14 protein-coding genes are annotated in these 18,404 nt (G+C 56.3%); 8 read left to right on the top strand and 6 right to left on the bottom strand.

The window, feature by feature from the left end:
- Positions 1 to 2: 2 nt before the first annotated feature.
- Genes pqiA through rlmKL form a run of 3 tightly spaced genes read right to left on the bottom strand, consistent with a single transcriptional unit; the run spans position 3 to position 5,298 of the window.
- A complete protein-coding gene (gene pqiA, locus KK102_RS04950; RefSeq protein ID WP_126543617.1) occupies positions 3 to 1,256 on the bottom strand; it encodes a membrane integrity-associated transporter subunit PqiA in 1,254 nt (417 codons plus the stop codon).
- A gap of 13 nt (positions 1,257 to 1,269) precedes the next feature.
- Positions 1,270 to 3,177 carry an ABC transporter ATP-binding protein gene (locus KK102_RS04955; RefSeq protein ID WP_126543616.1) on the bottom strand — a complete coding sequence of 636 codons (1,908 nt, stop codon included), beginning with the start codon at positions 3,175 to 3,177 and terminating at the stop codon, positions 1,270 to 1,272.
- 12 nt (positions 3,178 to 3,189) lie between these two features.
- Entirely contained in the window at positions 3,190 to 5,298 is a 2,109-nt protein-coding gene (gene rlmKL, locus KK102_RS04960; RefSeq protein ID WP_044596863.1) for a bifunctional 23S rRNA (guanine(2069)-N(7))-methyltransferase RlmK/23S rRNA (guanine(2445)-N(2))-methyltransferase RlmL, read from the bottom strand.
- 98 nt (positions 5,299 to 5,396) lie between these two features.
- On the opposite strand from rlmKL, the gene KK102_RS04965 reads away from it, so the two are divergent.
- On the top strand, positions 5,397 to 6,506 hold the full coding sequence (locus KK102_RS04965) for a YcbX family protein (protein WP_126543615.1): 1,110 nt from the start codon (positions 5,397 to 5,399) through the stop codon (positions 6,504 to 6,506).
- Here KK102_RS04965 and zapC read toward each other — a convergent pair.
- Both zapC and pyrD read right to left on the bottom strand, forming a co-directional pair.
- Complete coding sequence (zapC, locus tag KK102_RS04970) at positions 6,503 to 7,045, bottom strand: cell division protein ZapC (RefSeq protein WP_126543614.1); 543 nt, start codon at positions 7,043 to 7,045, stop codon at positions 6,503 to 6,505. The genes KK102_RS04965 and zapC overlap by 4 nt on opposite strands.
- Before the next feature lie 165 nt (positions 7,046 to 7,210).
- Positions 7,211 to 8,221: a quinone-dependent dihydroorotate dehydrogenase gene (pyrD, locus tag KK102_RS04975; protein WP_126543613.1), complete on the bottom strand. Its 1,011-nt coding sequence runs from the start codon at positions 8,219 to 8,221 to the stop codon at positions 7,211 to 7,213.
- 248 nt (positions 8,222 to 8,469) lie between these two features.
- On the opposite strand from pyrD, the gene ssuE reads away from it, so the two are divergent.
- The 5 genes from ssuE to ssuB are packed head-to-tail and all read left to right on the top strand — an operon-like array spanning position 8,470 to position 12,710.
- Positions 8,470 to 9,045, top strand: coding sequence for an NADPH-dependent FMN reductase (gene ssuE / locus KK102_RS04980; RefSeq protein WP_010429323.1), 576 nt, complete (start codon positions 8,470 to 8,472; stop codon positions 9,043 to 9,045).
- Positions 9,038 to 10,000, top strand: coding sequence for a sulfonate ABC transporter substrate-binding protein (locus tag KK102_RS04985; RefSeq protein WP_126543612.1), 963 nt, complete (start codon positions 9,038 to 9,040; stop codon positions 9,998 to 10,000). Before ssuE ends, KK102_RS04985 begins: the two co-directional genes overlap by 8 nt.
- Positions 9,997 to 11,142: an FMNH2-dependent alkanesulfonate monooxygenase gene (ssuD, locus tag KK102_RS04990; protein WP_010429320.1), complete on the top strand. Its 1,146-nt coding sequence runs from the start codon at positions 9,997 to 9,999 to the stop codon at positions 11,140 to 11,142. The genes KK102_RS04985 and ssuD overlap by 4 nt, the downstream gene beginning before the upstream one ends.
- 9 nt (positions 11,143 to 11,151) lie before the next feature.
- Positions 11,152 to 11,943 carry an aliphatic sulfonate ABC transporter permease SsuC gene (gene ssuC / locus KK102_RS04995; RefSeq protein ID WP_023311016.1) on the top strand — a complete coding sequence of 264 codons (792 nt, stop codon included), beginning with the start codon at positions 11,152 to 11,154 and terminating at the stop codon, positions 11,941 to 11,943.
- The gene (gene ssuB, locus KK102_RS05000) at positions 11,940 to 12,710 is read left to right on the top strand and encodes an aliphatic sulfonates ABC transporter ATP-binding protein (protein ID WP_216357084.1); all 771 of its coding nucleotides are present in this window, start codon (positions 11,940 to 11,942) and stop codon (positions 12,708 to 12,710) included. The genes ssuC and ssuB overlap by 4 nt, the downstream gene beginning before the upstream one ends.
- 49 nt (positions 12,711 to 12,759) lie before the next feature.
- On the opposite strand, the gene pepN is transcribed toward ssuB, so the two are convergent.
- Positions 12,760 to 15,372, bottom strand: coding sequence for an aminopeptidase N (gene pepN / locus KK102_RS05005; RefSeq protein WP_216357085.1), 2,613 nt, complete (start codon positions 15,370 to 15,372; stop codon positions 12,760 to 12,762).
- Between the two features lie 254 nt (positions 15,373 to 15,626).
- Here pepN and pncB point away from each other — a divergent pair, with 254 nt between their 5' ends.
- Both pncB and asnS read left to right on the top strand, forming a co-directional pair.
- A complete protein-coding gene (gene pncB / locus KK102_RS05010) occupies positions 15,627 to 16,829 on the top strand; it encodes a nicotinate phosphoribosyltransferase (protein ID WP_126543607.1) in 1,203 nt (400 codons plus the stop codon).
- Positions 16,830 to 16,995: 166 nt separating this feature from the next.
- Positions 16,996 to 18,396, top strand: a complete 1,401-nt coding sequence (gene asnS, locus KK102_RS05015) for an asparagine--tRNA ligase (protein ID WP_126543606.1) — start codon at positions 16,996 to 16,998, stop codon at positions 18,394 to 18,396.
- Positions 18,397 to 18,404: the final 8 nt, after the last annotated feature.

Below are 18,404 nucleotides of genomic sequence, written 5' to 3' on the forward strand. Positions count from 1 at the left end.
TCTTACTCTTCCTCATGGCTTGACTCGGGCTCACGATCCCACGATAAACGAGGGTCGAAGGTCATGGCCGCAAACATGGTCATAATCACGACCAACGCAAACATTAGCGCTCCCATTGCGGGATAAATACTCATCAGTCCTCCCATGCGCACCAGCGCAGAGAGAACGGCAATAACAAACACATCAATCATTGACCAGCGGCCAACAAATTCAACAACTTCGTAGATCAGGTGCATGCGTTCGCTGTCGCGTTTGCCGTGGCCTTTCGCGTCCCAGCACAGCCAGGCAATAGCGATCATTTTTAAGGTTGGCACCATAATACTGGCGATGAAGATCACGCCAGCCACCGGATACGATCCTTCGCCCCACAGCAAGATGACCCCAGCAAGGATGGTTGAGGGCATTTTGTCGCCGAGTAAATCGGTGATCATAATGGGCAGAATATTGGCTGGCAGATAGAGCATGATTGACGTGACCAGCAACGCCATCGTCCACTGCAGGCTATTTTTACGACGTACATAGCCTTTCGTTTCGCAGCGAGGACACACATCGAGATCCGCGGGCAGAACGGCGGTACAGCATGAGCAAGAGCGCAGCCCCTGACGGATACCCGGCACACCGACTTTCACCCTCTGCGAAAGCGTTGGTGCTGGCGCGATGTCATCCCACGCCCATCGCCTGTCTACGCACTGGAAGGCGCGCAGCTGTAATACACAGTAAAGGCACCAGGGAATAAAGCTGCTGCCAATTCCCACATCACCATAGGCCATCAGCTTGACGAAACTGACCAGAATCCCCGCCAGAAAGATCTCGGCCATCCCCCAGCTTTTCAGCTGGAACAGGATACGTGCGAGTTTAATTTTAAGGGATGCGGGCATCCTGACGCGGTTTACCAGCAAAAGGATCACCACCAGACAGAACGCCGGGACGATTTGGACAAAGAGAAGGAAAAAGGTGCCGAGGCTGGCGTAATCTTCCGAGAACATCACGCCAGGAATTTCAAGCAGATCGACCTCGCTGGTCATGCCGCCCACTTTCATATAAATGAAAGGAAAAAGGTTGGAAAGCAGCAGCATGAACAATGCAGCAAGGGCATAAGCAGTGGGACGCTGCCTTGGCGCGTCCCACTCCGTCGTCAACGTTGCGCCGCAACGTGGACACAGGGCTTTATGTCCGTGACCAAGCTCTGGCAACGCCACGAGCATATCGCATTGCGAGCATAAAATATGCCTGTCGGCATGGTGCTGGTCACACATATGTTATCCCTGTTTATGCGCCGTTTTTCAGAGACTCAAGGTACTCCCAGCGCTCAAATGCTTCTTCCAGGGCTTTTTCAGCCGCGGACAGTTCTGACAGTACTTTCTGAGTATAGTCATGCGATTGAGTAAAGAATGACGCATCAGCAACCTGTTTTTGCAGATCCTCAAGCGCGGCCTCCAGCTCTTCAAGACGCTGCGGTAGCCCCTCCAGTTCGCGCTGCAGGTTATAGCTTAGTTTAGCCGAGGTTTTCTTGACAGTTTCTGCTTTTGTTACAGCAGGTTCAGAACTTATTTTGGACTTTGACTGCTTCGTCGCCAGCGACTGCGCCTGCTGCCCTTTTGCATCGTGATAACCGCCGACATATTGACCAATCCGCCCTTCACCTTCAAAAATCCAGCACTCGGTCACGGTGTTGTCAACGAACTGACGATCGTGGCTCACCAGCATCACGGTACCCTGATAGCCGTCAATGAGCTCTTCGAGTAATTCCAGCGTTTCGACATCCAGATCGTTGGTTGGTTCATCGAGAATCAACAGGTTACTTGGCTTCAGGAACAGGCGCGCCAGCAGCAGACGATTTCGCTCGCCGCCGGACAGCGCGCGCACCGGCGTCATGGCGCGTTTCGGATGGAACAGGAAGTCCTGCAGGTAGCCCAGCACGTGCCGCGGCTTGCCGTTCACCATCACTTCCTGCTTGCCTTCGGCGAGGTTGTCCATCACCGTACGGTCCGGATCCAGCTCCGCGCGGTGCTGGTCGAAGTAGGCGACCTCCAGCTTGGTCCCGCAGTGAATGCGGCCGCTGTCGGCCTGCAGCTGGCCCAGCATCAGCTTCAGCAGCGTGGTTTTACCGCAGCCGTTCGGGCCAATAAGCGCAATTTTGTCGCCGCGCTGAACCTGAGCGGAAAAGTCTTTTACCAGCACCTTACCGTCAACCTGATAGTTGACGTTTTCCATTTCGAAGACAATCTTGCCGGAACGGGACGCCTCTTCCACCTGCATTTTGGCGCTGCCCATCACTTCACGGCGTTCGCTACGCTCGCGACGCATCGCCTTCAGGGCACGCACGCGGCCTTCGTTACGGGTACGACGGGCTTTGATGCCCTGGCGGATCCAGACCTCTTCCTGCGCCAGCTTGCGGTCGAACTCGGCATTCTGCAGCTCTTCCACGCGCAGGTTTTCTTCTTTCTCCAGCAGATACGTATCGTAATCGCCGGGATAGGTCACCAGCTTGCCGCGGTCGAGGTCGACAATGCGCGTCGCCATATTGCGAATAAACGAACGGTCGTGCGAGATAAAGATGATGGTGCCGCTGAAGGTTTTCAGGAAACCTTCCAGCCAGTCGATCGCTTCGATATCCAGATGGTTGGTCGGTTCGTCCAGCAGCAGCACCTTCGGCCCGCTGACCAGCGCGCGGCCAAGGGCCGCTTTACGCAGCCAGCCGCCGGAGAGCGCCGACAGCTCCATATCGGGTTCCAGACCGAGCTGCGCCAGTACTTCATTAATGCGGTTTTCAAGCTGCCACAGACCGTGGTGATCGAGCATCTCCTGCACTTTCGCCAGTTCGTTGAGGTTTTTGTCGCTCGGATCGGTCATCACCAGATGCGAAATCTCGTGATAGCGCTTCAGGTATTCGGCCTGCTCGGAGATCCCTTCCGCCACGAAATCGTAAACGCTGCCGGTCACGTGACGCGGTGGATCCTGCTGCAGGCGGGAGACAATCAGATCCTGCTCGTAAACAATACGCCCGTCATCCAGACCCTGTTCACGGTTGAGGATTTTCATCAGCGTGGATTTACCCGCGCCGTTACGGCCCACCAGACAGACGCGCTCGTTATCTTCGATGTGCAGTTCTGCATTGTCGAGAAGCGGTGAGTCGCTGAAAGAGAGCCACGCGCCGTGCATACTAATTAAAGACATTTATTTTTCCTTTCAGACCGCGGTAATCAACCAGCAGTTATGGATTTGACGGTTACGGGCAAAGTCCTGAGACAGCGTTTTTTGGCTGATTTCTTGTGCTTTCAGTCCCAGGGCTGCCAGGCCGTCATGATCCATACGGAAGCCGCGTTTGTTGTTCGAGAACATAATGGTGCCGCCTTTGCGCAGCAGGCGCTTCAGGTCGGTCATCAGGCGCAGGTGATCGCGTTGTACGTCAAAGCTATCCTCCATACGCTTGGAGTTGGAGAAGGTCGGCGGATCGATAAAGATCAGGTCAAACTGCTCGTCGGTATCGCGCAGCCAGCCCAGCACGTCGGCCTGCATCAGGCGATGCTGACGTCCGGTTAAGCCGTTAAGACGCAGGTTGCGCTCCGCCCACTCCAGATAGGTGCGTGACATATCCACCGTGGTGGTGCTGCGCGCGCCGCCCAGACCGGCATGCACGCTGGCGCTGCCGGTATAGGAGAAGAGATTCAGGAAGTCCTTGCCTTTACTCATCTGGCCCAGCATGCGGCGGGCGATACGGTGGTCGAGGAACAGACCGGTATCCAGATAGTCGGTCAGGTTGACCCACAGGCGCGCGTTGTATTCGCCCACTTCGATAAAGTCGCCCTTCTCGCCCATCTTCTGGTACTGGTTTTTGCCTTTCTGACGTTCACGCGTTTTCAGCACCAGCTTGTTCGGCGCAATACCCAGCACGGCAATGGTGGCGGCAATGACGTCCAGCATGCGCTGACGCGCTTTTTGCGCATCTATGGTTTTCGGCGGCGCATATTCCTGAATCACCACCCAGTCCGCGTAGCGGTCAACCGCCACGTTGTATTCCGGCAGGTCGGCGTCGTACAGGCGGTAGCATTCAATGCCCTCCTGCTTCGCCCACTTCTCAAATTTCTTCAGGTTCTTGCGCAGGCGGTTGGCGTAATCTTCCGCCACGCCGGACGGCTTGCTGTCGGCCGCCTTCTCCGCCAGATGATAGTTTTTCTGCACGCAGTCCAGCGGGCCGTTTTTCGCCTTAAACTGGCGATCGGCGCGCAGCTGGAGGCAGCTCAGCAGCTCCGGCGAGGCGCTAAACAGAGACAGGTTCCAGCCGCCGAAGTAGTCCTTCATATTGCGGCCCAGCAGGCTGTGCAGGGCAATCAGCGCCGGTTCGCTGTCCAGACGCTCGCCGTATGGCGGGTTGCTGATCACAGTTCCGTACGGGCCTTTCGGCAGCGGGTTGGTCAGGTTCGCCACGTCTTTCACCTCGAAGGTGACCAGCTCGCCGATACCGGCGCGACGGGCGTTGCTGCGCGCGCGCTCAATGACGCGCGGGTCGCTATCCGAGCCGTAGAAGTGGGAGGTATACTCCGCCAGGCCTTTGCGCGCGCGGGTCTGCGCGTCGTCTTTGACCTCTTTCCAGAGCGCTTCGTCATGCTGTGCCCAGCCTTTAAACCCCCACTGACCGCGGTGCAGTCCCGGCGCGCGGTCGGTTGCCAGCATAGCCGCTTCAATCAGCAGCGTACCGGAACCGCACATCGGGTCCAGCAGCGGCGTGCCAGGCTGCCAGCCGGAGCGCATCACGATGGCGGCCGCCAGGGTCTCTTTGATGGGTGCCATGCCGGTACGATCGCGGTAGCCGCGCAGGTGAAGGCCCGCGCCGCTCAGATCGAGAGAGATGCTTGCTGTGTCGCCGTTCAGCCAGACGTTAATACGCAGATCGGGGTTTTCGCGATCGACGTTTGGACGTTCCTTATTTTTACGCGTGAAGCAGTCCACAATGGCGTCTTTTACGCGCAGGGCACCGTACTGGCTGTTGCGGATCTCGTCGTTCACGCCGTTGAAATGCACCGCAAAGGTGGCATTTGGCGTGAAGATCTCTGTCCAGTCGATCATCTGTACGCCGGTATAGAGGTCAAGATCGCTATAGACCTTGCACTCCTTCATCGGCAGCATGATGCGCGACGCCAGGCGGCTCCACATCAGGCTCTGGTAAATAAGCCGCGTGTCGCCCTCAAAATGGACACCACCCTGAACCACCTGGCACTCTTGCGCGCCCAGGCTTTCCAGTTCAGTTTTTAACAGCTCTTCCAGCCCACGGGCCGTACTGGCAAACAGAGAATTCATATCGTCACTTTTACTCTTAGAAAATTGTCGCGCATTATAGCTAATATGGCGTGTATGTCATAAAGTTGAAGGCTTATTTTCATTCGAGGGAGTGTGCAGTGGCGACGTTATCCAGGCTTTTTATTCATCCGGTGAAATCCATGCGCGGCATCGGCGTCTCTCACGCGCTGGCCGACATGAGCGGATTCGCCTTCGATCGTATTTTTATGGTCACCGAGCCTGACGGCACGTTCATTACCGCACGCCAGTTCCCTCAGATGGTTCGCTTTACCCCTTCCCCGCTTCACGACGGTTTGCACCTGACCGCGCCGGACGGTTCCAGCGCGGTGATTCGCTTTGCTGATTTTGCGCCCGTCGATGCGCCAACGGAAGTGTGGGGTAACCATTTTACCGCGCGCATCGCCCCGGATGAGATTAACCGCTGGCTGAGCGGCTTCTTCTCCCGCGACGTGCAGCTGCGCTGGGTTGGGCCTGAACTGACGCGTCGCGTGAAGCGCCACGACGCCGTTCCCCTCTCCTTCGCCGATGGCTTCCCGTTCCTGCTGACCAACGAAGCCTCGCTGCGTGATTTACAAGGCCGCTGCAAAGCCAGCGTTCAGATGGAGCAGTTCCGCCCAAACCTGGTAGTGACGGGTGCCGACGCCTGGGACGAAGATACCTGGAAGGTGATCCGCATCGGCAGCGTGATTTTCGACGTGGTGAAGCCCTGTAGTCGCTGTATTTTCACCACTGTCAGCCCGGAGAAAGGCCAGAAGCACCCTTCCGGCGAACCGTTGAAAACGTTGCAGTCATTCCGTACCGCCCAGGACAGCGGTGATGTGGATTTCGGTCAGAACCTGATCCCGCGCTCCAGCGGTGCGATCCGCGTCGGTGACGAAGTAGAAATCCTCACCCGTGGTCCCGCCAGGATTTATGGTTCCAGCCAGGAAGAGGAGTTTGTTGATATCGAATCCGCGCCCTCGTCAGGGGTCGATATTCACTGGCAGGGTAAGGTTATCCGTGGCAACAATCAGCAGGTATTACTTGAGCAACTGGAACAGGCAGGGATCCGCGTACCTTACTCCTGTCGGGCTGGTATTTGCGGATGCTGTCGAATCAAACTGGTCGAGGGTGAAGTCACTGCGCTGAAGAAATCGGCGGTAGGTGATGACGGTACGATTTTATGCTGCAGCTGTGTGCCGAAAACGTCCGTTCAGCTGGAAGCTTAAACGGCCTGTTCAAGGCTGAACGAATCAGCGCGCAGCTGTGGTTTCAGCCGGTCATTCATGACTTTAATCGCATCACCTAACTGCATGACTCGCCCGGCAATGGTCACGCCGGGCTGCGCTAACAAACAGAGCGCGGCGTTTTCACCGGGTTCCACGACCAGTAAATTCACCTCTTCTGCGGTATCGCTCAGATTGACGCTTGCCGCATCGCCCGTTGCCGGGGTCCAGCTCATGCCGTGTGCAAGAAAATGCCAGCTTTTTGGCATTTGCGGTTTCAGGAAACGGATGGCCACCAGCGCGTTTAATACCAGCTCGGCACGCTGCTCTTTCGAGAGCACCAGATCGCGGCATTTTTCTTCAAAAGAGAAATAAAGCGCCGCATCGTCCACGCAAAAGCCTGACGGCGAGAAAGCGTCCGGGGTTAACATTCGGCGCGGAAAACGTGAACGAAACAACATGCCATTGGCTAAATCGAGCATCATGCGATCGTGCTCGTCGCAAAAATACCAGCGCCAGTTATCGTCAGGTTTAATTCGCATGTGTCTCTCCCGTCCCCAAACGTCCTGTACTAAAAATGTCCTGTTTGCCGCCTCGTTTATAACACCATTAATAAAAGACTATAATGACTAAATAAGCAACAGTGACGGAATATAAAACAACCAGGGCCGGAAATAAAGCCCTGGTTGTCTGATTAGGAGAAAAGATTAGATATGAGTAACGATTTCTTTAATCAATGGCGGGCCTTTAAAAATAAAGCCGGAATAAATTTGCACCAGTGATGCCCCGGCAGCCATCTTCTCGCGGGCAGCGATAACAGAGTCGATACCGCCCACGCCAATAATGGGCAGACGTCCCTGTAATTCAGCAGACAGTGCGCGAATAATTTCCGTACTTTTTAATTGTACCGGACGGCCACTTAACCCACCCGCTTCGTCACAGTTTTTCATTCCCTGAACGAGAGAACGATCGAGCGTCGTATTGGTTGCTATCACACCATCAATATTATGACGCACCAAACTGTCAGCAACCTGGATCAATTCTTCAATAGAAAGATCCGGCGCGATCTTAACCGCTACCGGAACATATTTATGGTGGATCGCCTGGAGTTCGTTTTGTTTATTTTTAATGGCACTCAGAAGATCGTCCAGCGCGTCGCCATATTGTAATGAACGCAGGCCAGGGGTATTGGGTGAAGAAATATTCACCGCAATATAACCGGCATAGGCATAGACTTTTTCCATACAAATCAGATAGTCATCTTTACCCTGCTCTACCGGCGTGTCTTTATTTTTACCAATATTGATGCCTAATACGCCATCAAAATGGGATTTTTTCACGTTCTCAACCAGATGATCGACACCGAGGTTGTTGAAGCCCATGCGGTTGATCAAACCCTCAGCTTCGACCAGGCGGAACAGACGCGGCTTGTCGTTTCCCGACTGCGGACGCGGCGTAACGGTACCGATTTCAATGGAGCCAAACCCCATCGCGCCCAGGGCATCAATACATTCACCGTTTTTATCCAGACCGGCCGCCAGGCCCAGCGGATTCTTAAAGGTCAGGCCCATGCATTGGACAGGTTTTTCCGGCACATTTTGACGCACCAGCGCAGCCAGAGGCGTGCCTGTAATACGACGTAATTGCTGGAATGTAAATTCATGAGCGCGCTCAGGATCGAGCTGGAAAAGGGCTTTACGAACGAAGGGGTAGTACATGAACTCTCCTGGATTCCCGGTGTGCAAACCGGGAGGGGATTATGTGCGATCCCGCCCGGAAAGGGAATTGACCTGCGGCAAAAAAATCACGCAAAACGCAAACGTTTACTTCCGCGCCTGTTTCTTATGCACTTTTTCGCATTTAAATTGCAGATAAATCATTTAGTGGAATAACCCGGCGATGTCACACTCCTTAAAATTGTTATGAATGTTAGATAAAAGCAAACAATTAGTTATAAGGAGCAAACATGCGCGTCATCACCCTGGCTGGTAGTCCACGGTTCCCCTCGCGTTCCAGCGCCCTGCTGGAATATGCCCGCGAAAAGCTCACGGCTCTGGATGTGGAAGTGTGCCACTGGAATCTGCATAACTTCGAACCTGAAGATTTGCTCTATGCCCGTTTCGACAGTCCCGCGCTTAAAACCCTGATTGAGCAGCTCAAGGGGGCTGATGGCCTAATTGTGGCGACTCCCATTTATAAAGCCTCTTTTTCTGGCGCACTGAAAACCCTGCTCGACCTGCTCCCGGAGCGCGCGCTGGACGGCAAAGTCGTACTGCCGCTGGCTACGGGCGGTACGGTTGCCCATTTACTGGCGGTGGATTACGCCCTGAAACCGGTGCTTAACGCCCTGAAAGCACAGGAGATCCTGCACGGCGTTTTCGCAGATGATTCACAGGTCATCGACTATCAACACAAACCCCACTTTACGCCGAATCTGCAAACCCGCCTTGATGCCGCACTGGAAACCTTCTGGCATGCGCTGCATCGCCGGGATATCCAGGTTCCCGCTTTTAATCCGTCGCAAGGAGTCGCTCATGTTTAAAGCATTGACACGTATCGGGCTGGCAGGGCTGGTGGCTCTGTCATCGCTGGCTCATGCGGCGGAAACCGCGCCGGAAAGCCTGCGCATCGGCTATCAGAAAGGCAGCGTCAGCATGGTGCTGGCGAAAAGCCACCAGCTTCTGGAAAAACGCTTCCCGGACACCAAATTCTCCTGGGTAGAGTTCCCTGCAGGCCCCCAGATGCTGGAGGCGTTGAACGTCGGCAGTATCGATTTAGGCAGCACGGGTGATATTCCGCCTATCTTCGCTCAGGCTGCCGGGGCCGATCTGGTCTATGTGGGCGTCGAACCCGCTAAACCGAAAGCCGAGGTCATTCTGGTACCTGAAAATAGCGAGATTAAAAGCGTTGCCGATCTTAAAGGCCACAAAGTGGCTTTTCAGAAAGGTTCCAGCTCACACAACCTGCTGCTGCGCGCCCTACAAGAGGCCGGGCTTAAGTTCACCGACATTCAGCCCGTCTACCTGACGCCTGCCGACGCGCGCGCCGCGTTCCAGCAGAAGAACGTGGATGCCTGGGCCATCTGGGATCCGTACTACTCCGCCGCATTACTGCAGGGCGGCGTGCGGGTGCTGAAAGACGGCACCACGCTGAAGCAGACCGGTTCGTTCTACCTCGCTGCACGTCCTTACGCGGAGAAAAACGGCGCGTTCATTCAGGGCGTGCTGGACACCTTTACCCAGGCCGATGCCCTGACCCAGAGCCAGCGTCAGGAAAGCATTACCCTGCTGGCGAAAACGATGGGCTTACCTGAGCCGGTGATCGCGAGCTATCTCAGCCACCGTCCGCCGACCACCATCACGCCCGTTGACGCACACGTCGCCGCGCTTCAGCAGCAAACCGCTGACCTCTTCTATCAAAACCGCCTGGTACCAAAACAGGTCACTATTCGCGAACGCATCTGGCAGCCCGCGGGCAAAGAAGGAGCTAAATCATGAGTCTGAATCTTTTCTGGTTTTTACCCACCCACGGTGATGGACACTATCTTGGCACAGAAGAGGGTTCACGCCCGGTTGACCATGGCTATCTGCAGCAGATTGCGCAGGCGGCGGACCGAATCGGCTTCACCGGGGTGCTGATCCCGACCGGACGGTCTTGTGAAGATGCCTGGCTGGTCGCCGCGTCGATGATCCCGGTCACCCAGCGTCTGAAGTTCCTGGTGGCGTTACGCCCGAGCGTCGTCTCTCCTACCGTGGCGGCGCGTCAGGCGGCAACGCTGGACAGACTGTCCAACGGCCGCGCCCTGTTTAACCTGGTGACGGGCAGCGATCCGCAGGAGCTGGCGGGCGACGGCGTGTTCCTCGATCACACGGAGCGCTATGAAGCCTCTGCCGAGTTCACCCGCGTCTGGCGACGCCTGCTGGAAGGTGAAACCGTCACCTTCGAAGGCAAGCATATTCACGTTCGCGACGCGAAACTCTACTTCCCGCCGGTACAGCAGCCGCGCCCTCCCCTCTACTTTGGCGGATCGTCGGATGTAGCCCAGGATCTGGCCGCCGAGCAGGTCGATCTCTACCTGACCTGGGGCGAGCCGCCTGAACTGGTGAAAGAAAAAATTGCCCAGGTCCGCGCCAAAGCGGCAGCCCACGGCCGGAAGGTGCGCTTCGGTATTCGCCTCCATGTGATTGTGCGTGAAACCAATGAGGAAGCCTGGCAGGCTGCCGACCGGCTGATCTCGCATCTGGACGATGAGACCATCGCGAAGGCGCAGGCCGCGTTTGCTAAAACCGACTCCGTCGGGCAGCACCGGATGGCATCCCTGCACAACGGCAAGCGCGAGAACCTGGAGATCAGCCCGAACCTGTGGGCGGGTGTTGGTCTGGTACGCGGCGGCGCAGGTACAGCGCTGGTCGGCGATGGTCCAACGGTGGCCGCGCGGATTAATGAATACGCAGACCTGGGCATCGACAGCTTTATCCTCTCCGGCTATCCGCATCTGGAAGAGGCCTACAAGGTGGGCGAACTGTTATTCCCGCACCTGGATGTCGCCATCCCGGAAATTCCGCAGCCGCAGCAACTCCAGCTTCAGGGCGAAGCCGTGGCGAACGAATTTATTCCACGAAAAGCCGCGCAGAGCTAAGGAGTGACCATGTCTGCCACCTCACAAAAATGGCTGCTGCGCGCCGCGCCGTGGTTTTTACCCGTCGGCATCGTGGCCCTCTGGCAGCTCGCGTCGTCCACCGGCTGGCTGTCGAGCCGCATTCTGCCCTCTCCGGAGGGCGTTGTTGAAGCGTTCTGGTCGCTGAGCGTGAGCGGAGAGCTGTGGCAGCATCTGGCGATCAGCTCATGGCGCGCCGTGATTGGGTTTTCCATCGGCGGCAGTATCGGTCTGGTTCTGGGCCTGATCAGCGGCCTTTCGCGCTGGGGTGAGCGGCTGCTGGATACGTCTATACAGATGCTGCGCAACGTGCCGCATCTGGCGCTGATCCCGCTGGTTATCCTGTGGTTTGGCATTGATGAGAGCGCCAAGATCTTCCTCGTGGCGCTGGGCACGCTTTTCCCGATTTATATCAACACCTGGCACGGCATCCGCAATATCGATCGCGGTCTGGTCGAAATGGCGCGGAGCTATGGCTTGTCCGGTTTTTCTCTCTTTATACACGTGATCCTGCCGGGCGCCCTGCCCTCGATTATGGTTGGGGTGCGTTTTGCGCTCGGCCTGATGTGGCTGACGCTGATTGTGGCGGAAACCATTTCGGCTAACTCCGGCATTGGCTATCTGGCGATGAACGCCCGTGAATTCCTGCAAACCGACGTGGTGGTGGTGGCCATCATCCTTTACGCCCTGCTCGGCAAACTCGCCGACGTCAGCGCCCAGTGGCTGGAGCGCAGCTGGCTGCGCTGGAACCCGGCTTATACCCTTCAGGAGGCAAAAGCATGAATACTGCACGACTGAACCAGGGGACGCCGTTACTGCTTAACGGCGTCACCAAACGCTACGGCGAAAATACTATTCTCAACGGGCTGGATCTGCATATTCCCGCCGGACAATTTGTGGCCGTTGTCGGACGCAGCGGCGGCGGCAAGAGTACGCTGCTACGCCTTCTGGCCGGGCTGGAAGCCCCCAACGGCGGCGAAATCCTGGCAGGGACAACGCCGTTGGCCAATATTCAGGACGATACGCGCATGATGTTCCAGGACGCGCGCCTGCTGCCGTGGAAAACGGTCATCGATAACGTCGGTCTCGGCCTGAAGGGCAGCTGGCGGGATAACGCACGTCAGGCGCTGGCCGCCGTCGGGCTGGAAAACCGCGCAGGCGAGTGGCCTGCTGCGCTTTCAGGGGGGCAGAAGCAGCGCGTGGCGCTGGCGCGCGCGTTGATTCACCGTCCCGGCCTGCTGTTGCTTGATGAACCGCTGGGCGCGCTTGACGCACTGACGCGGATTGAAATGCAGGATTTGATTGAGTCCCTGTGGCAGGAGCATGGCTTTACGGTACTGCTGGTAACGCATGACGTGAGCGAGGCCGTCGCGATGGCGGACCGGGTGCTGTTAATAGAGGACGGGAAGATTGGTCTGGATTTGACGGTGGATATCCCGCGCCCGCGTCGCGTGGGCTCGGTAAGACTGGCGGAGCTCGAAGCTGAGGTATTAGATCGAGTGATGAAGCGGGGGAGCATAGAGTTACAGCGAGCTAAGGCTAATGCCTGATGCCCTCACCCCGGCCCTCTCCCACAGGGAGAGGGAGGGTTAACTTATATTACGCTAACGCTTTAGCAATCTTCTCGTACAGATCGCCAGACAGATTCTCCAGCCCTTTCAGCTGCTCAAGCGCGGCACGCATCTTCGCCTGACGCTTCGCATCGTAGCGTTTCAGGCGGATCAGCGGCTCAATCAGACGCGACGCCACCTGCGGGTTACGGCTGTTCAGCTCGGTCAGCATTTCCACCATAAACTGATAGCCGCTGCCGTCTTCCGCGTGGAAGGCTGCCGGGTTGCTGCTGGCAAACGCGCCTATCAGAGAACGCACGCGGTTCGGGTTGCTCATGGTGAACGAGCGGTGCTTCAGCAGGCTGCGTACGGTGCTCAGCACATCGGCGGACGGGCTGGTGGACTGCAGAATGAACCATTTATCCATCACCAGACCATCCTGATGCCATTTGTCATCGTACTCCTGCATTAGCGCATCACGACACGGCAGCTCGGCGGCCACGCCTGCGGCGAGCGCAGCCAGCGCGTCGGTCATGTTATCGGCTTCGTGATACTGCTTGCTGACCAGCGTGTTCGCCAGCTCCACCTCACCAAAGGCCAGATAGCGCAGACAGGTATTGCGCAGGGAACGTTTGCCGATATCGGCATGCTCAACACGGTACGCATCCAGCTTGTTGGCGTTGTAAATGGCCAGGAACTCATCCGCCAGTTCGGCAGCCAGCGTGCGGGTTAGCGCTTCACGCACTGCGACAATCGCAATCGGGTCGATAATCTCGAACAGCTCGGCGATTTCAGTCGCGGACGGTAAGGTCAGAATTTCAGCCGCCAGAGCCGGGTCAATGTTCTCGTCCAGCAGGATCGCGCGGAAGGCATCCGCAACATGAACCGGCAGCGTCAGCGGCTGGCCCTGCTGATAACGGTTCACGTTCAGCTTGATGTAGGTTGCCAGCAGGCTCTGCGCTGCATCCCAGCGAGAGAAGTCATTGCGCGCGTGACGCATCAGGAACGTCAGCTGCTGATCGCTCCACTTGTACTCCAGTTTTACCGGCGCGGAGAATTCGCACAGCAGCGCAGGTACCGGCTGGAAGTAGACATTATCGAAAATAAACGTCTGCTCCGCCTGAGTGACGTTAAGCACGCTGTGTACCGGGTGACCGCCCTTCTTCAGGGGGATCACTTTGCCTTCGTTATCGTACAGCTCAATGCTGAACGGAATGTGCAGCGGCTGTTTCTCCGCCTGCTCGGCCGTTGGCGGCGTGCGCTGGCTGATGGTCAGGGTGTACTGCTCGGTCTCCGGATTGTAGTCGTCTTTAACGGTCACAACAGGTGTACCGGCCTGGCTGTACCAGAGGCGGAAATGGGACAGATCCACGTTGGACGCGTCTTCCATTGCCTGGACGAAATCGTCGCAGGTGGCGGCGCTGCCGTCGTGACGCTCGAAATAGAGCTGCATCCCTTTCTGGAAATTCTCTTCGCCCAGCAGGGTGTGGATCATGCGGATGATTTCAGCGCCCTTTTCGTACACCGTCAGGGTGTAGAAGTTGTTCATCTCGATGACTTTATCCGGGCGAATCGGGTGCGCCATTGGGCTGGCATCTTCCGCAAACTGCAGGCCGCGCATGGTACGCACGTTGTTGATGCGGTTCACGGCGCGGGAGCCCAGATCGGAGCTGAACTCCTGGTCACGGAAGACGGTCAGGCCCTCTTTCAGGCTCAGCTGGAACCAGTCGCGGCAGGTGACGCGGTTACCGGTCCAGTTATGGAAATATTCGTGACCGATGACGCGTTCGATATCGAGATAGTCTTTATCGGTGGCGGTATCGGTACGCGCCAGCACGTATTTGGAGTTAAAGACGTTTAGACCTTTGTTCTCCATCGCGCCCATATTGAAGAAGTCGACGGCGACGATCATATAAATGTCGAGATCGTATTCGAGGCCAAAGCGCTCTTCGTCCCACTTCATGGAGTTGATGAGCGAGGTCATCGCCCACGGCGCGCGGTCAAGGTTGCCGCGGTCAACAAACAGTTCCAGCGCCACGTCGCGGCCAGAACGGGTTTTGTAGGTGTCGCGCAGGACGTCGAAATCGCCCGCCACCAGCGCAAACAGGTAGCACGGTTTCGGGAAAGGATCCTGCCACTGCACCCAGTGACGGCCGTTCTCCAGTTCGCCTTCGCCCACGCGGTTGCCGTTCGAGAGCAGGAACGGATACAGGGTTTTATCGGCAATGATTTTGGTGGTAAAGCGCGCCAGGACGTCAGGGCGATCCAGATACCAGGTAATGTGGCGGAAGCCTTCTGCTTCACACTGGGTACACAGGGCTACGCCTGACTGGTAGAGCCCTTCCAGCGCGGTATTGGCGGCCGGGCTGATTTCGTTGACGATGCGCAGCGTAAAGCGTTCCGGCAGGTTGTCGATAACCAGCTGGTTGTCTTCTTCTTTATAATCCGTCCAGGCTTCATCATTAATATGCAGGGAAACCAGCGTCAGGTCTTCACCATCAAGACGCAGCGGAACAGCCGTCGCGCTCTGGCGCGTCACCTGGCTCACCGCTGTCACGACGGTTTTAGTGGCATCCAGGTCAAAAGTCAGATCGATATCGCTAATCAGGTAATCCGGCGCACGGTAGTCGTGGCGGTATTTGGCTTGTGGCTGTTGTGTCATAGAAAACCTTATGCATCGTTTGTCGAGTAACGTTTCAATATATTCCTGTTGTCTAAAACGCGCTATGCAGAATGTTCATCTTTTCAGGTACAAACACCTTTTTCGCTACATTTGTATAACACGAGGCACAAAATGCCCTCGACCATAAAGAGCGCTTATGTTGTGATCGGGGTTCAATAAATCACTAAAACAGGTATACTCCGGAGTTGTTTATTGTACTAAACGCTCCCGTGAGAGGATGCTACTGCGCACCTATGACTCAATTCGCTTCTCCTGTTCTGCATACATTGCTGGATACCGACGCGTATAAACTGCATATGCAGCAAGCCGTTTTCCACCATTACCATGACGTTCATGTTGCGGCGGAGTTTCGCTGCCGGGGCGATGACTTGCTGGGTATCTACGCGGATTCCATTCGTGAACAGGTCGATGCCATGCAGCATCTGGCGCTGCAGGACGATGAATATCACTGGCTTTCCGGCCTGCCCTTCTTTAAAGCTGACTACCTTACCTGGCTGCGCGACTTCCGCTACAAGCCAGAGCAGGTCACGGTGACTAACGATAATGGCAAGCTGAATATCCGCCTTGCCGGTCCGTGGCGTGAAGTGATCATGTGGGAAGTGCCGCTTCTGGCGGTGATCAGCGAGTTGGCCCACCGCTACCGTTCGCCGGAAACCGGCGTCGAGCAGGCGGTCGCCTCGCTGGAGAATAAGCTGGTTGAATTTTCCCACCTGACCGACGGGCTGGATATGTCCCGCTTCCGCCTGATGGACTTTGGCACCCGCCGCCGTTTCTCTCGCGAAGTACAGCAGGCTATCGTTAAACGTCTTCAGCAAGAGCCGTGGTTTGTGGGCACCAGCAATTACGACCTTGCGCGTCGTCTGGACCTGACGCCAATGGGCACCCAGGCGCACGAGTGGTTCCAGGCGCATCAGCAGATCAGCCCTGACCTGGCCAATAGCCAGCGCGCGGCTCTGGCCGCATGGCTTGATGAGTATCCGAATCAACTGGGGATCGCCCTCACCGACTGCATCACAATGGATGCCTTCCTGCGCGACTTCGGTCCTGAATTTGCTGAGCGTTATCAGGGTTTACGCCATGACTCCGGAGACCCGGTGGAATGGGGTGAAAAGGCGATTGCCCATTATGAGAAACTGGGCATTGACCCGATGACGAAAGTCCTGGTCTTCTCTGATAACCTTGATTTAGCCAAAGCGGTGGATCTTTACCGCCACTTCTCCTCCAGAGTGAATCTGAGCTTTGGTATTGGCACCCGTTTGACCTGCGATATTCCTCAGGTTAAACCTCTGAACATCGTCATAAAGCTGGTGGAATGTAACGGCAAGCCGGTGGCGAAACTCTCTGATAGTCCGGGTAAAACCATCTGTCATGACAAAGCGTTTGTCCGCGCATTGCGCAAAGCCTTCGATCTGCCACAGGTTAAAAAAGCCAGTTAACCGCTTTCGGGAGCCGTAAAGGCTCCCCACTTCTTATTTATTTCTTATTTCTTCTCTTAAGACTGCGAAATCTGCTTGTCTGATGGCGGATGCCAGGTAACATAGATATCCCCCCATAAGGGCGGACAAGTGTTTATCATTTCCGACAATTAACAGAGAGAATATTATGAGCGTTGTGCCTGTAGCCGACGTACTCCAGGGCCGTGTCGCCGTTGACCAAGAAGTCACCGTGCGCGGATGGGTGCGTACCCGCCGAGATTCTAAAGCTGGCATCTCCTTCCTCGCCGTCTATGACGGTTCCTGCTTTGATCCTGTACAGGCCGTTATTAATAATTCTCTGCCCAATTACAATGATGAGGTTCTGCACCTGACAACGGGCTGTTCCGTCATTGTCACCGGCGTGGTTGTCGCATCGCCTGGTCAGGGCCAGAGCTTTGAAATTCAGGCTTCGGCGATTGAAGTCACCGGCTGGGTGGAAGATCCCGATACCTACCCGATGGCGGCAAAACGCCACAGCATTGAGTATCTTCGCGAAGTGGCACACCTGCGTCCACGCACCAACCTGATCGGTGCGGTGGCCCGCGTGCGTCACACGCTGGCGCAGGCGCTGCATCGTTTCTTCGATGAGCAGGGTTACTTCTGGGTATCCACGCCGCTGATCACCGCGTCCGACACTGAAGGTGCGGGTGAGATGTTCCGCGTTTCCACGCTGGATATGGAAAACCTGCCGCGCACGCCGGAAGGTAAAGTGGATTACGACAAAGACTTCTTTGGTAAAGAAGCTTTCCTGACGGTTTCCGGCCAGCTCAACGGCGAAACCTACGCCTGTGCGCTGTCTAAAATCTATACCTTCGGCCCAACCTTCCGCGCGGAAAACTCCAACACCAGCCGCCACCTGGCGGAATTCTGGATGCTGGAGCCAGAAGTGGCCTTTGCCGATCTCAATGATGTGGCAGGCCTGGCAGAAGCCATGCTGAAATACGTGTTTAAAGCCGTTCTGGAAGAACGTGCGGACGACATGAAATTCTTCGCTGAGCGCGTGGATAACGACGCGATTGCCCGTCTGGAGCGTTTTGTATCCGCGGACTTCGCGCAGGTGGATTACACCGATGCGGTTACCATCCTCGAGAAGTGCGGCGAGAAGTTCGAAAACCCGGTTTACTGGGGCGTGGATCTCTCTTCTGAGCACGAACGCTATCTGGCGGAGAAACACTTCAAAGCACCGGTTGTTGTGAAAAACTACCCGAAAGACATTAAGGCCTTCTATATGCGCCTTAACGAAGACGGTAAAACCGTTGCCGCAATGGATGTTCTGGCACCTGGCATCGGTGAGATCATCGGGGGTTCTCAGCGTGAAGAGCGTCTTGACGTCCTGGATGCCCGTATGGAAGAGATGGGTCTCAACCCGGCTGACTACAGCTGGTATCGCGACCTGCGCCGTTACGGTACTGTTCCGCATTCAGGCTTCGGCCTGGGCTTCGAGCGTCTGATTGCCTACGTAACCGGTGTTCAGAACGTTCGCGATGTGATTCCATTCCCGCGTACGCCGCGTAACGCAAGCTTCTAAGTCACATT

The sequence above is a fragment of the Enterobacter quasimori genome (assembly GCF_018597345.1).
In the GTDB taxonomy this organism is placed as follows: domain Bacteria; phylum Pseudomonadota; class Gammaproteobacteria; order Enterobacterales; family Enterobacteriaceae; genus Enterobacter; species Enterobacter mori.